Here is a 12,684-nt window from a genome sequence, read left to right as displayed (position 1 = left end):
CGCGCTGCCGCGCGGGCGTGCCAGCCGCACGCGTCGCGTCGGGCATCCGCCCCTACTGCTCGTGGACCCGGCTGTTGCATGATGGCGGGCATGACGGAGACCCCGCATCCCCTGTACGACAGGCACGCCGACACCCTCAACCGTGCGCTGACCGCGATCACGGAGCGGGGCTACTGGTCCGCGTACCCCGAATCCCCCAGCCCCCGCGTGTACGGCGAGACCGCCGCCGCCGACGGCAAGGCCGCCTTCGAGGCGTACCTGGGTGGTGATTTCCCCCTCGATCAGCCGGGCACCGGCGAGCGGATCGCCACCGAGACGAGCCCGTTCGGGGTCGAGCTGGCGGTGCGTTACCCGCACGCCGGCACCGACGAGCTGATCGCCGCCGCCTCCGCCGCGCTGCCGGCCTGGCGCGACGCCGGCCCCCAGGCCCGGGTGGGCGTCTGCCTGGAGATCCTCGACCGGCTGCACAAGCACATCTTCGAGCTGGCCAACGCGGTGCAGTTCACCAGCGGGCAGGCGTTCGTGATGGCCTTCCAGGCCGGCGGCGCGCACGCGTTGGACCGGGCGCTGGAGGCGGTGGCGTACGCGTACGCCGAGATGACCCGGCACCCGGGCACTGCCGGCTGGGAGAAGGCCGCCGGCAAGGGCGATCCGCTGCGGATGACCAAGACGTTCCACGTGGTGCCGCGTGGGGTGGCGCTGGTGATCGGCTGCAACACCTTCCCGACCTGGAACTCGTACCCGGGTCTGTTCGCCTCGCTTGTCACCGGCAACCCGGTGATCGTGAAGCCGCACCCGCGCGCGGTGCTGCCGCTGGCGATCACCGTGAAGTACGCCCGGGAGGTGCTCGCCGAGGCCGGTTTCGACCCGAACCTGATCATGCTGGCGGCCGAGGCGCCCGGCGAGAAGCTCGCCAGCGACCTGGCCCTGCACCGCTCCGTCAAGATCGTCGACTTCACCGGCTCCACCGAGTACGGCGACTGGCTGGAGACGCACGCCCGGCAGGCGTCGGTCTACACCGAGAAGGCAGGGCTGAACACTGTCGTCATCGACTCCACCGACGACTTCGCCGGACTGTGCCGCAACCTCGGCTTCACGCTGACCCTCTACAGCGGGCAGATGTGCACCACCTCGCAGAACATCCTCATCCCCGCCGGTGGCATCGAGACCGACCAGGGCCAAAAGAGCTTCGACGAGGTGGCCGGTGGGATCGCCGCGGCGGTCGGCAAGCTCACCGCCGACCCGGCCCGGGGCGTCGAGCTGACCGGCGCCATCGTCAACGACGGGGTGCTGGAGCGGCTGGCCGAGGTCACCAAGGTGGGTGAGCCGGTGCTGGAGTCCCGGTCCGTGGCGCACCCGTCGTACGCCGACGCTGTGGTGCGTACTCCGACGATCGTGAAGCTGACCGCGGGCGACGCGGAGACGTACGGCCGGGAGTGGTTCGGGCCGATCTCGTTCGCCATCGCCACCGACTCCACCGCGCACAGCCTGGAGCTGCTGCGCCGGACGGTGGGGGAGAAGGGCGCGCTCACGGCGGCGGTCTACTCCACCGACGAGGCGGTCCTGGACGCCACCGAGGCGGTGGCGGTCGAGGTCGGGGTGCACCTGTCCTGCAACCTCACCGGCGGTGTTTTCGTCAACCAGTCGGCGGCGTTCTCCGACTTCCACGGCAGCGGGGCGAACGCGGCGGCGAACTCGGCGTTGACGGACGGGGCTTACGTGGCTAACCGGTTCCGGATCGTGCAGTCTCGGCGTCACGTGTAGTGGTTGCGGTGGGGGTTTCCGGGGCAGCCCGACCCGCTTCGGGCGGTCAGGCTTGATCCCTGCGCGGGTCGGGCTGCCCCGGAAACCCCCCGTGAGCAGCGTTGTCGCTGACGCATCCAGCTTTTTGGGGCATCTCAGTGGTTCTGCCTTGGGAGGGTTCTCTGTTTAGGCGGTTCGGCGCATTTGTAGTTCGTTCAGCTTGGGGATCGTGGGGTGGGGGACTCGTACGCCGGTGTCGGTGAAGCCCAGCCGCTGGTAGGCCCGGTAGGCGCGGTCGTTGCCGACCACGACCTCCAGCAGCAGCTCCGGCCGGCCGCAGGCTCGCGACCAGGCGGCCACCCCGTCGATCAGCTCGCCGAGCAGCCCGCTGCCCCGCCAGGCCGGCGTGACGTACACGGCGTAGATGACAGTCACCCCCGGCTCGTTCGGAGCGACAGTGCCGCCGGCGTGGCCGACCAGCCGACCGCCCGGATCCGCGACGAACTGCGCGTTGTTCGGGCCGGCCGAGGTGTAGGCGACCCGGGCGGCGTACTCGCGGTGCGGCCGGGCCGCCGCGTCCGCCAGGGTCTCCAGGAAGGCCAACGGCGCGTCGGCGAGCATCTCCAGACGTAGCGCCCGCATCCGGGCGGCGTCCTCGGGTCGAACCCGGTGGATCTCGGCCTGCCGAGCCGCGGCTGAGCCGATATCGGTGGTCATGTCTGCATGCCTACCACAGGGCGGGAGCGGCTTCGGGAGTGCCAGGGGCCGCCGTCGATCGGCCGGATGGGCCGGTGGACCGGGCTGCCGCCGGCCGCTCGGTCGACGAGCCGGTGCCCCTCCGGACCGGTCGTCCGCGACTGGTTCCGACGCCGCCCCGCACCTGGTCGGCCACCCAGGAATATGCCCGATTTGGGGTCGTGCGCGGCCGTCACTCCTCGTGTAGCGTGCGATTTCGGTCACCGCTTTCAGCGGCCGTCGTCGATCGCTGGGGCGGTGGTCGAGGGCGTCCGGCCGTGCCGAGCGCCCGGGCAGGCAACGCCCCGCAAGAGTGAGGGAAGTGCACCGTGGCACAGGGCACCGTGAAGTGGTTCAACGCCGAGAAGGGCTACGGCTTCATCGCCGTCGACGGCGGTCAGGACGTATTCGTCCACTTCTCCGCGATCGAGATGGACGGCTACAAGGCGCTGGACGACGGCCAGCGGGTGGAGTTCGAGATCGCCCAGGGCCAGAAGGGCCCGCAGGCGGAACACGTACGCGTCATCGCCTGAGCGATCTCCTCAATCTCCTCGCTCGCGGATCGCCCCGATCGGCTGGCGGGTCGGTGCTGCGGTGTGGACACCCACCCGGGAAGATCGTGAACCGTTCCAGCCGATGCTGAGGAGGGTTCATGACCGACCAGTCGCCCCCGCCCACCACGCCCTCCGGGCCGGGTGAACCGAGCCCGTCCGACCCCACCTCACCCGCCTCCGGCGCCCCGGCGGGTCCGCCGGATCCCACTGTGCAGGGCGGCTGGCAGCCGCCGGCCGGTCCGCCTCCCGGCTGGGACCCCGTGCCGGGTGCCTGGGCGCCACCCGCTGGTCCGCCTCCCGGCTGGGATCCCGCCCAGGGTGGCGGGAGCCCGCCGCCGCAGGGTTGGGCCTATCCGCCCGCCGGCGGCTATCCGCCCGGGGTGGGCCCCTACGGTGGGCAGCCGTGGTATCCGGGGGCGCCGGTCGGCTGGTACCCGGCGGGTCACGGGCTCGACCCGCACGACGCCCTGGTCACTCCGCCCGGCGCCGGCATCGGGGCATGGTTCGAGCGGTGTGGGGGCGCGCTGCGCCGGGGCTGGCGGCAGTTGGTGCCGATCATGCTGCTCACGCAGGTGTTGCCGGCGGCGGTGCTCTCGGTCATCTCGCTCGGTCTGGACCCGTCGCCCGGCTGGGAGGCGCGGGCCGAGATGGATCCGGCCGCCGGACTGCCGGACAACTTCCTCGCCACCCTGGCAACCCTCGTCGCCGTGCTGGCCGGCGGCAGCCTGCTGATCGGTCTGGTGCAGGCGCTGGGGTGGGCCGCGGGCAGTTGGGTGATCACCCAGCAGGCGACCGGTCGGCCCGGCGACCTCGGCTCGGCACTGCGGTACGGCCTGCGCCGGGCGCTCGGCCTGTGGGGTTGGACGCTGCTGGTCAGCCTGCTCGTCGGCATCGGTATCTGCTTCTGCGTCCTGCCGGGCATCTATCTGGCGTTCGCGTTGAGCATGGCAGGCCCGATCTACCTCTTCGAACGGCAGAACCCGATCGGCCGGTCGTTCGAAATGTTCCACGCCCGGCTCGGGCTGATGCTCGGTCGGGTGGCACTGGTGGGCGCGGCCGTGATCGTCGGCACCGCGGTTCCCGGCTTCCTGGAGTCGGCGGGCACCACCGCGATCGGTACGGATCCGTTCGCCTCCCCGGGTTCGGCGGCCGGGGTGGTGGTGGTGATCGGTGTCACGGCGGTGCTGGCGCTGCCGGCCCACCTCGCCCAGTTGATCGGTCTGCTGGTCACGTACGCGGAGCAACGCGCCCATGAGGCGCCGGTGAACGGGGCCGCACTGGCGGCGGAACTCGGCTGAGCGGGCCCATCGTGCTTGCACTCGACAGGTGAGAGTGCTAAACAAGTCATTGGCACTCGCATACCGTGAGTGCCAATGGTCGGGACGGTGGGGCCAGGTTGCCCAGGCGTGGAGACGCCGGGGTGGCACATGGCCGGTCGTCGCGGGCTATCCGGCCCGGCCGAAGGACGTCGTCGTCGCCAGGTGGCGACGTCCCAAGGTGCGTACACCAGGCGGCCCATCCGGGGCACACATCTCGGGTGGCCCGTGAGTGTCCAGGAGGACAACGCCGTATGGCCAAGATGATCGCGTTCGACGAAGAGGCGCGCCGCGGCCTCGAGCGGGGCATGAACCAGCTCGCCGACGCCGTAAAGGTGACCCTCGGCCCCAAGGGCCGCAACGTCGTGCTCGAGAAGAAGTGGGGTGCCCCCACCATCACCAACGATGGTGTGAGCATCGCCAAGGAGATCGAGCTCGAGGACCCGTACGAGAAGATCGGCGCCGAGCTGGTCAAGGAGGTCGCCAAGAAGACCGACGACGTTGCCGGTGACGGCACGACGACGGCGACCGTCCTGGCCCAGGCCCTGGTTCGCGAGGGCCTGCGCAACGTGGCCGCCGGCGCCAACCCGATGGCCCTGAAGCGGGGCATCGAGGCCGCTGTCGCGAGCGTCTCGGAGGAGCTGTCCAAGCTCGCCAAGGACGTCGAGACCAAGGAGCAGATCGCCTCCACCGCCTCCATCTCCGCTGGCGACAGCACCGTCGGCGAGATCATCGCCGAGGCGATGGACAAGGTCGGCAAGGAAGGCGTCATCACCGTCGAGGAGAGCAACACCTTCGGGCTGGAGCTGGAGCTCACCGAGGGTATGCGCTTCGACAAGGGCTACATCTCGGCCTACTTCATGACCGACCCGGAGCGTATGGAGGCCGTCTTCGACGACCCCTACATCCTGATCGTCAACAGCAAGATCTCGTCGGTCAAGGACCTGCTCCCGATCCTCGAGAAGGTCATGCAGGGCGGCAAGCCGCTGCTGATCATCGCCGAGGACATCGAGGGCGAGGCCCTGGCCACCCTGGTCGTCAACAAGGTCCGGGGCACCTTCAAGTCGGTCGCCGTCAAGGCGCCGGGCTTCGGTGACCGCCGCAAGGCCATGCTGGGCGACATCGCCATCCTCACCGGTGGTCAGGTCATCAGCGAGGAGGTCGGCCTCAAGCTGGACGCCGTCAGCGTCGACATGCTGGGCCGTGCCCGCAAGGTCGTGGTGACCAAGGACGAGACCACCATCGTCGACGGTGCCGGTGACGCCGAGCAGATCCAGGGCCGGGTCAACCAGATCCGGGCCGAGATCGACAAGAGCGACTCCGACTACGACCGCGAGAAGCTGCAGGAGCGGCTGGCCAAGCTGGCCGGCGGCGTTGCGGTCATCAAGGTCGGTGCGGCCACCGAGGTCGAGCTCAAGGAGCGCAAGCACCGCATCGAGGACGCCGTTCGCAACGCGAAGGCGGCCGTCGAGGAGGGCATCGTCCCGGGTGGTGGCGTCGCGCTGGTGCAGGCCGGCAAGACCGCGTTCGACAAGCTGGACCTGGTCGGCGACGAGGCGACCGGTGCCAACATCGTCAAGGTCGCGCTGGACGCCCCGCTGCGGCAGATCGCCGTCAACGCCGGCCTCGAGGGCGGCGTCGTGGTGGAGAAGGTCCGTAACCTCGAAGCGGGTCACGGCCTGAACGCCGCCAACGGCGAGTACGTCGACCTGCTGGCCGCGGGCATCATCGACCCGGCCAAGGTGACGCGCTCGGCGCTGCAGAACGCCGCCTCGATCGCGGCGCTCTTCCTCACCACCGAGGCCGTTGTCGCGGACAAGCCGGAGAAGACCCCGGCTGCCCCGGCTGGCCCGGGTGGCGGGGACATGGACTTCTGAGTCCAGTTCCGACACACCGAACGGGGCGGGCCGCTGACGCGGTCCGCCCCGTTCGTCGTCAGGTGGGCAGCGGGCGTTGGTTGCGGCGTTTCTGCGCCCGGTCGTACGGCGGCAGCAGTTGGATCGGCGCGTCCACCATCTCCTGCGGATCCTCGGCCAGCGGCTCGCCGTCGGTGGTCATCTCGGCCAGTTGCTCTGCGTCGCCGTAGTCGAGCCGGTCGAACGGCAGCTGGCCGGGCAGCTCGCCGACCGGTTTCCAGGTGATCGGCGGGCCGTCCTCGGTCTGGTCGTCATCCGTGGTCATGGCTGCCTCCTCTACCGAAACGGTAAGGGGCGTCGATGGGTCATGCGGGCAAATGGCTTCATGTCCCATTTGCCCTCTCACGTCACCGGTAGGGTCCGCCGGTACAGGAAGAAGACCCGCTCGATCCGGGCGCCAGCGCTGCCGGAGTAGAACGGCACCGGCCCCACCCAGCCGATCTGCGCCCGGTCCACCCCCGCCGCCCGCTGGTCGCGCAGGCAGCGTCGCAGCAGCACCCCGCCGATGCCGGAACCCTCGGCGGAGGGCGCGGTGCCCATCGGCCCGAACCAGCTCGGCCGGGACGACCCGTAGGCCGCGAAGCCCAGCACCTCGCCGGCCCGCTCCGCCAGGTGGCAGCCGGCCCCCGCGCGGCCCACCGACCCGGCCAGCTCACCGTCCCAGGTGCCGCCGAAGGTGGACCGGGCGAACGCCTCCAGCGCCGGCAGGTCCGCGGGCTCCGCCGGGCGTACCGAGATGCCCTGCCCGGCCAGTCGCCGCTCCGCGGCCTCCGTGGACCGCAGCGCCGGCGACTCGTCGTACGACAGGTCAGCGGTCATGTTCCACGCGGTCCGGTCCTGGTGGTAGCCGAGCGCCAGGGCGGCGCACACCGCTGGCGTGTAGCGCACGTCGATGCCCGGCCAGGCGTAGTACGGCGGGTTTCCAGCCAGCAGCACCTCGGTGACGCCGCGCTGGCCGAGTGCCTGCTCGGCCCGCGCCAACAGCGTGCGGCCCACCCCGCGACGGCGCTGCTCGGGGAGCACCGCGACCAGGTCCACGTGCCCGATGCCCACCTCGGTCGGCGACACCGAGCAGAGCAGCACCCCGACCAGGTCGCTTCCCCGGTACGCGCCCAATCCGACCATCTGACGATCTGCGGCTGCCCGGGTCCACAACACGTCCACGATGGCGGCCGCCTCGGCGGCGTCCTCGGGCAGGTCGAGCGCCTGCGCGCAGAACCGTGCCACGGCGGGCGCGAGGTCGGAGCTGAGCTCGGTGACGGTGATCTCGGCGTCCATGGTCGCCGACCCTAGATCACCTGCTGGCGGTGGCCGGCTCCGCCCTCGTTCATCCCTGGGCGGCGCGGACTGCGGCGTACGCGTCGACCTGGCCGGCGCCTGTGACGTTCGCCGGGTCGCCGCAGGCGTCGGTGGGTTTGTCGGAGCGGTACGTCGGCTCGGCCGGCGTGGCGGTGTCCCGCAGGATCTGCCGGGTCCGGGTCAGGTCGCCGACCAGCGCCGGGTTCGCCGACCACATGAGCGCAACCACGCCCGCCACCTGCGGGGTCGCCATCGACGTGCCGTCGAGCGCCGCGTACCCGCCGCCGGGCATGGCCGACACGACGCCCACCCCGGGCGCGAGGACGTCCGGTTTGCCCGTGCCGCCCGGCACCGGCCCGCGTGAGGAGAAGTCGGCCACCCGCCGCTGCGCGTCCACCGCGCCCACGGTCAGCACGTTCGGGTACGGAGCGGGCGGGTCGTCGATCGACGCGCACCACGGGCCGGTGTTGCCGGCCGCGGCGACCACGAAGATCCCGGCGGCGTCCAGCGCCGTCGTGGCCGGGAGCAGCGCCCCCGGGTCGCAGCCCTCGATCGCCGGGCACCCCCACGAGTTGGTCAGCACCTGCGGGGCGCGCTCCGGCCGGCCGTCGGTGAACGGGTCACCGCCAGCCGGGAAGGGCGCCAGCATGAACTGGAGGCAGTCCAGGTAGTGCCCCGGGCTGCCCAGGTTGCGGTCCAGGTTGACGCAGCCCACCCACTGTGCGTCCGGCGCCACTCCGATGCCGTTCCGCCCGACCGCGCTGCCCACCGTGTGGGTGCCGTGCCCGCCCTGGTCGTTCGGTGCCCGCGTGCCGTCCCACGGGTCGTACCAGGAGTCGTCCCCGCCACGGAAGCCTGCCCGCAGCGCCGGATGGCCGCCGTCCACGCCGGAGTCGGAGCTGCCGACCACGATGCCCCTGCCGGTCACCCCCAGCTGGGACCAGACGCGGTCCGCCCCGAGCTGACGGATGTTCCACTCCGGGCCGCGGGGCGCGGGCGCGGTGCCCCGGGTCTGCCCCGCCGGGGCCGGCAGAGGCCGCAGTCGCTGGCTGACCAGCACCCGGGCCACCTCGGGTCGCCGCGCGAGCCAGGCCCGTACCACCGGGCCGCCATCCACCTCGACCGCGTTGACCAGGTAGTACGACACCGGGTCCAGCCGTAGCCGCTTCGCCGTGCGACGCAGGTCGGTCTGGCTGCTCTCGGCGGTGGTCACCAGCCGTCGGTAGACCTCCGCCGCCCGGGCGTCCCGGCCGGCCTGCCCGGGGGCGCCGGCCGGGATGCCGGTCAGGTCGGCCTGCTCGCGCAGCACCACCAGCAGCCGCTCCCCGTACAGGCCGGGTTGGCCGGGCCCGACGTCGACGACACCGACGGTCACCAGCAGGACCGCCGCCGCCAGCGCCGCTGTCCGGCGACTCGGGGTACGCGCCGCCGGCCGGGCCAGCAGCACCGCGTACCCGATGGCGAGCACTACCGCGACGGCGAGACCGGCGCCGGCGGCGGCCGCCACCCAGAACGGGACGTCCCGGGTGCCGATCAGCAGGAGCGTGATCTCCTCCGGGTCGGTGAAGGCCAGCGGTCCCAGCGCGGCCAGGCCCACCAGCCAGCCGGTCGCCGTCCGGCCGGCCCGTGCGGCGTCGGCCGGGTCGGCTGTGGGCCGCCAGGCCGCGGCCCACAGCGCGGCGAGCGCGAAGCCCGTCGGTGGCAGGGTCAGCAGGGCGGGCAACTGCGCGCCCGACTGGCCGGTGCCGGCCGCGAGGAGCAGCAGTGCCACCCCGGCGACCAGGCCCCCGAGCAGGACCAGCCGGGCCGGCCGGGGCGGTCGGCCGACCGCGAACCGGGCCCAGAAGGTGGCGTCCAACAGCGTCGCGGCCAGCACCCCGAGCGCGGCCGCCGCGAGCAGCGCGAGAGTTGTCTCCAGGAGCCCGCCGAGCGCGCCCAGCCAGACCCACGGCAGCAGCAGCGCCAGACCGGTGGCGATCGCGAGCAGCGGCACCGGCCCGGGCCGGCGCGATCCACGCCGGCCCCCGACCGGCCCCGGGATCCCGGCGGCCGACGAGGCGGCGTCGACGTCCGGGCCGGACCATCGTCGCGCCGATCGGGCCACGGCGAGCGCGCTGAGCGACGCGGCGGCGGTCAGCCCGGCGAGGTACGCCTCGTGGTGCACCGGCGGCAGGGCTCGCAGCAGTGTGAGCACCCCGAGGACGAGTGCCCCGATCACCCAGACCCGTCCGACGGCCCGGACCGTGGTCGACCGGGGGAGTACGGCAAGCAGCAGGGCGGGCGTACCGACCAACACGACGACGGTCAGGCCGAGCACCGGCCAGAGCCAGCCGACCCGGTCCCGTCCGAAGCCGAGCAGCACCTGGTCGGTGACCCAGCCGCCGGCCTGGGTGGCCGCGGTGACCGCAACCGTCCAGCAGCCGACCAGCACGGCGGCGACCACCGACCATGGGGAGCTGCGGTCGCTGAGGCCGGGTGACGCAGGTTGACCGTGCATCCGAGAACCTTACGACCACCTCCAGCAGTCTCGAATCGAAGGACGGCGCAGATCTTGGACAGTTTCCGTCAGGCGAGAACGGAAACTGTCCAAGATCTGAGAGCGCAGCCGTGGGGCGGGTGCGGCGCTGAATGTCGGCTCGCTCGCGTGCCGGTTACGGTGGATGGGTGCGTGACCCCAACATCTCCCGATCCGTCGCCGGGCAGCTCTCGCCGATCCGCCGTACGGCCGACCTGCGCCGACTCCGCGCCGAGCGCTTCGACGTGCTGGTCATCGGGGGTGGGGTGACAGGTGCGGGCGCCGCCCTGGACGCGGCGTCGCGCGGCCTGAAGGTGGCCCTGGTCGAGGCGCGCGATCTCGCCTCGGGCACGTCGAGCCGATCCAGCAAGCTCATCCATGGCGGGTTGCGCTACCTGGAGCAGTTGGAGTTCCACCTGGTCCACGAGGCGTTGACCGAGCGGGGCCTGCTGGCGACCCGGCTCGCGCCGCACCTGGTCCGCCCGGTGCCGTTCCTGGTGCCGCTGCCGGCCGGCCGGGGCCTGCGGGACCTGCCCGCCCGGATCTTCCGCCGCTCGTACTACGGGGCGGGCGTGGCCGCGTACGACGCCTTCGCCGGTCTCTTCGGCGGTGGCCGGGGCATGCCGCTGCACCGGCACCTGACCCGGGAGGGGGCGCGGCGGATCTTCCCGAGCCTGCGGGCCGATGCCCTGGCCGGGGCGATCCGCTACTACGACGGGCAGGTCGACGACGCCCGGCTGGTCGTCACCCTGGCCCGTACCGCGGCCAGCCTCGGCGCCACGGTGGTGAGCAGTGCCCGCGCCGTCGGGCTGATCCGGCAGGCGCGGGAGGTGACAGGCGTCCGGGTCCGCGACCTGGAGGCGCCTGCCGGCTCCCCGGACGCCGAGTTCGAGGTGCACGCCCGCACCGTCATCGCGGCCACCGGCGTGTGGAGCGACGACATGTCCCGAATGCTCAACGACGTGGGTCTACGGCCCGGCGTCCGGGTGCGCGCCTCGAAGGGGGTGCACCTGGTGGTGCCCCGCTCGGCGATCACCGGCGAGACGGGGCTCATCCTGCGGACGGCCAGCTCGGTGCTCTTCGTCATCCCGTGGGGCGGGCACTGGATCATCGGCACCACGGACACCGACTGGCGACTGGACCGGTCCCACCCGGCGGCCTCGGCCCGCGACATCGACTACCTGTTGCAGCAGGTGAACACCGTGCTGGACCGGCCGCTGACCATCGCCGACATCGAGGGTGTCTACGCCGGTTTGCGCCCGCTGCTGGCCGGCGAGGCCGACTCCACCTCGAAGCTCTCCCGTGAGCACGCGGTGTTCGAGCCGATGCTCGGGCTGCTGCTGGTCGCCGGCGGCAAGTACACGACGTACCGGGTGATGGCGTCCGACGTGGTCGACCGGGCCGTACGCCGGTTGGGTGGCGGCCGTGCGTCGCGTACCGCCGATCTGCCGCTGCTCGGCGCCGACGGCTACCCGGCGATGTGGCGGGACCGTGCCGACCTGGCCCGCCGACACGGGGTGCCGGTGGGTGTGGTGGAGCACCTGCTGGAGCGGTACGGCACCCTCGCGCTCGACCTGCTGGCGCTCATCGATGCCGATCCGTTGCTGGCGTCGCCGCTGGCCGGCGCTCCGGAGTACCTGGCGGCGGAGGTCACCTACGCCGCGCGGGCCGAGGGCGCGCTGCACCTGGAGGACGTGCTGACCCGTCGGACCCGGATCTCCTTCGAGACCAGCCACCGTGGCCTGGAGTCGGCCGAGCACACCGCCGAGCTGATGGGTGCGGTGCTCGGGTGGGACGCGGCGAGGAGAGCCCGCGAGGTCGAGCACTACCGCGCACGGGTGGAGGCGGAGCGGCAGTCCCAGCTGATGCCGGACGACGCCGGTGCGGACGCGGCCCGACTCGGCGCGCCGGACGTACGGGGTTACGCGGCGGACCGCGGTGACGACGACCAGGCTGAGCTGCGCCCGACGGCGAGATGACCGGAAAGCGACGTTACCGAGTGGTAACTATCGATACCGGCCCGGATGGTGGTTTCTAACGCTACCTACGGTGGGGTAGGTTTCCGCGCGTGCTGTACCGCGCGCGCCCCCGTCTGGTCACACCCCTCCTTGCCGTGGTGCTCGCCGCCGCCCTGGCCGGGTGCTCGCTGTTCGGCCGCGATGACGCAGACACGCCTGTCGCCCCACCTCCGGCCGGCTCGGCAGCCGGCGGATCGACACCCGAGATCCCGACGACTGTCGCCAAGGGCCAGGTCAGCCTGATCCAACGGCTCGGCGCCGACGCCCCGCTGCGGACGTTGAGCGTCGAGCGCGACGGCTCCTGGCAGTGCCTCGACTGCGCCGGCGACGGAGTCACCTCCCGGGGCCGGCTGGCTCCCGAGCAGACCGAACGCCTCCAGGTGCTGCTCGCCGACCCCCGGCTCACCGAGGAGACCGACCAGGTCCGGCACTACCGGACCACCTGCATCGACGCGCTGACGTCCAGCCTGCTCACCTCGTCCGGGCTGATCACCTCGCAGGACTGCCCGGGTGAGGAACGCCCGACGGTGGCGGGGGAGATCCTGCTGCTGCTCACCCAGGCGACACCGGCCGAGGTCAAGGGCTGAC

The 12,684-nt window shown here is 72.4% G+C and carries 10 protein-coding genes; 6 read left to right on the top strand and 4 right to left on the bottom strand.

Features of this window, described 5'->3' with window-relative positions:
- Positions 1–90 precede the first annotated feature (90 nt).
- A complete protein-coding gene (gene paaN, locus AB0K10_RS17810; RefSeq protein WP_363684647.1) occupies positions 91–1,764 on the top strand; it encodes a phenylacetic acid degradation protein PaaN in 1,674 nt (557 codons plus the stop codon).
- 165 nt (positions 1,765–1,929) lie between these two features.
- Here the strand turns inward: paaN and AB0K10_RS17805 are convergent, their stop codons facing one another.
- The gene (locus AB0K10_RS17805; RefSeq protein ID WP_363684645.1) at positions 1,930–2,460 is read right to left on the bottom strand and encodes a GNAT family N-acetyltransferase; all 531 of its coding nucleotides are present in this window, start codon (positions 2,458–2,460) and stop codon (positions 1,930–1,932) included.
- Between the two features lie 347 nt (positions 2,461–2,807).
- Here AB0K10_RS17805 and AB0K10_RS17800 point away from each other — a divergent pair, with 347 nt between their 5' ends.
- From AB0K10_RS17800 to groL, 3 genes are all read left to right on the top strand, one after another.
- Positions 2,808–3,011, top strand: coding sequence for a cold-shock protein (locus AB0K10_RS17800; RefSeq protein WP_039909088.1), 204 nt, complete (start codon positions 2,808–2,810; stop codon positions 3,009–3,011).
- Positions 3,012–3,130: 119 nt separating this feature from the next.
- A complete protein-coding gene (locus AB0K10_RS17795; protein ID WP_363684643.1) occupies positions 3,131–4,330 on the top strand; it encodes a hypothetical protein in 1,200 nt (399 codons plus the stop codon).
- Positions 4,331–4,602: 272 nt separating this feature from the next.
- Positions 4,603–6,225, top strand: coding sequence for a chaperonin GroEL (gene groL, locus AB0K10_RS17790; protein ID WP_363684641.1), 1,623 nt, complete (start codon positions 4,603–4,605; stop codon positions 6,223–6,225).
- Positions 6,226–6,283: 58 nt separating this feature from the next.
- Here groL and AB0K10_RS17785 read toward each other — a convergent pair whose 3' ends face one another.
- The 3 genes from AB0K10_RS17785 to AB0K10_RS17775 form a co-directional block, all read right to left on the bottom strand.
- Positions 6,284–6,529, bottom strand: coding sequence for a hypothetical protein (locus tag AB0K10_RS17785; protein WP_363684639.1), 246 nt, complete (start codon positions 6,527–6,529; stop codon positions 6,284–6,286).
- 77 nt (positions 6,530–6,606) lie between these two features.
- Positions 6,607–7,542, bottom strand: a complete 936-nt coding sequence (locus AB0K10_RS17780; RefSeq protein ID WP_363684637.1) for a GNAT family N-acetyltransferase — start codon at positions 7,540–7,542, stop codon at positions 6,607–6,609.
- 49 nt (positions 7,543–7,591) lie between these two features.
- Complete coding sequence (locus AB0K10_RS17775) at positions 7,592–10,060, bottom strand: S8 family serine peptidase (protein ID WP_363684635.1); 2,469 nt, start codon at positions 10,058–10,060, stop codon at positions 7,592–7,594.
- 182 nt (positions 10,061–10,242) lie between these two features.
- Here AB0K10_RS17775 and AB0K10_RS17770 point away from each other — a divergent pair, with 182 nt between their 5' ends.
- Both AB0K10_RS17770 and AB0K10_RS17765 read left to right on the top strand, forming a co-directional pair.
- A complete protein-coding gene (locus tag AB0K10_RS17770; RefSeq protein ID WP_363684778.1) occupies positions 10,243–12,057 on the top strand; it encodes a glycerol-3-phosphate dehydrogenase/oxidase in 1,815 nt (604 codons plus the stop codon).
- Positions 12,058–12,146: 89 nt separating this feature from the next.
- Positions 12,147–12,683 (top strand): hypothetical protein, encoded by a 537-nt coding sequence (locus AB0K10_RS17765; protein ID WP_363684633.1) that lies wholly within the window; start codon positions 12,147–12,149, stop codon positions 12,681–12,683.
- The last annotated feature ends 1 nt before the right edge of the window (position 12,684 follow it).

The sequence above is a fragment of the Micromonospora sp. NPDC049274 genome (genome assembly GCF_040678875.1).
GTDB lineage: Bacteria > Actinomycetota > Actinomycetes > Mycobacteriales > Micromonosporaceae > Micromonospora.
Note: the sequence above shows the minus strand (reverse complement) of the source record. Positions and strands in the feature narration are given on the sequence as shown.

Excerpts from the sequence above, each read along its gene's own strand:
- AB0K10_RS17780 (WP_363684637.1), bottom strand. The coding sequence starts at position 7,542 with ATGGACGCCGAGATCACCGTCACCGAGCTCAGCTCCGACCTCGCGCCC.
- AB0K10_RS17795 (WP_363684643.1), top strand. The coding sequence starts at position 3,131 with ATGACCGACCAGTCGCCCCCGCCCACCACGCCCTCCGGGCCGGGTGAA.
- AB0K10_RS17805 (WP_363684645.1), bottom strand. The coding sequence starts at position 2,460 with ATGACCACCGATATCGGCTCAGCCGCGGCTCGGCAGGCCGAGATCCAC.
- paaN (WP_363684647.1), top strand. The coding sequence starts at position 91 with ATGACGGAGACCCCGCATCCCCTGTACGACAGGCACGCCGACACCCTC.
- AB0K10_RS17775 (WP_363684635.1), bottom strand. The coding sequence starts at position 10,060 with ATGCACGGTCAACCTGCGTCACCCGGCCTCAGCGACCGCAGCTCCCCA.
- groL (WP_363684641.1), top strand. The coding sequence starts at position 4,603 with ATGGCCAAGATGATCGCGTTCGACGAAGAGGCGCGCCGCGGCCTCGAG.
- AB0K10_RS17785 (WP_363684639.1), bottom strand. The coding sequence starts at position 6,529 with ATGACCACGGATGACGACCAGACCGAGGACGGCCCGCCGATCACCTGG.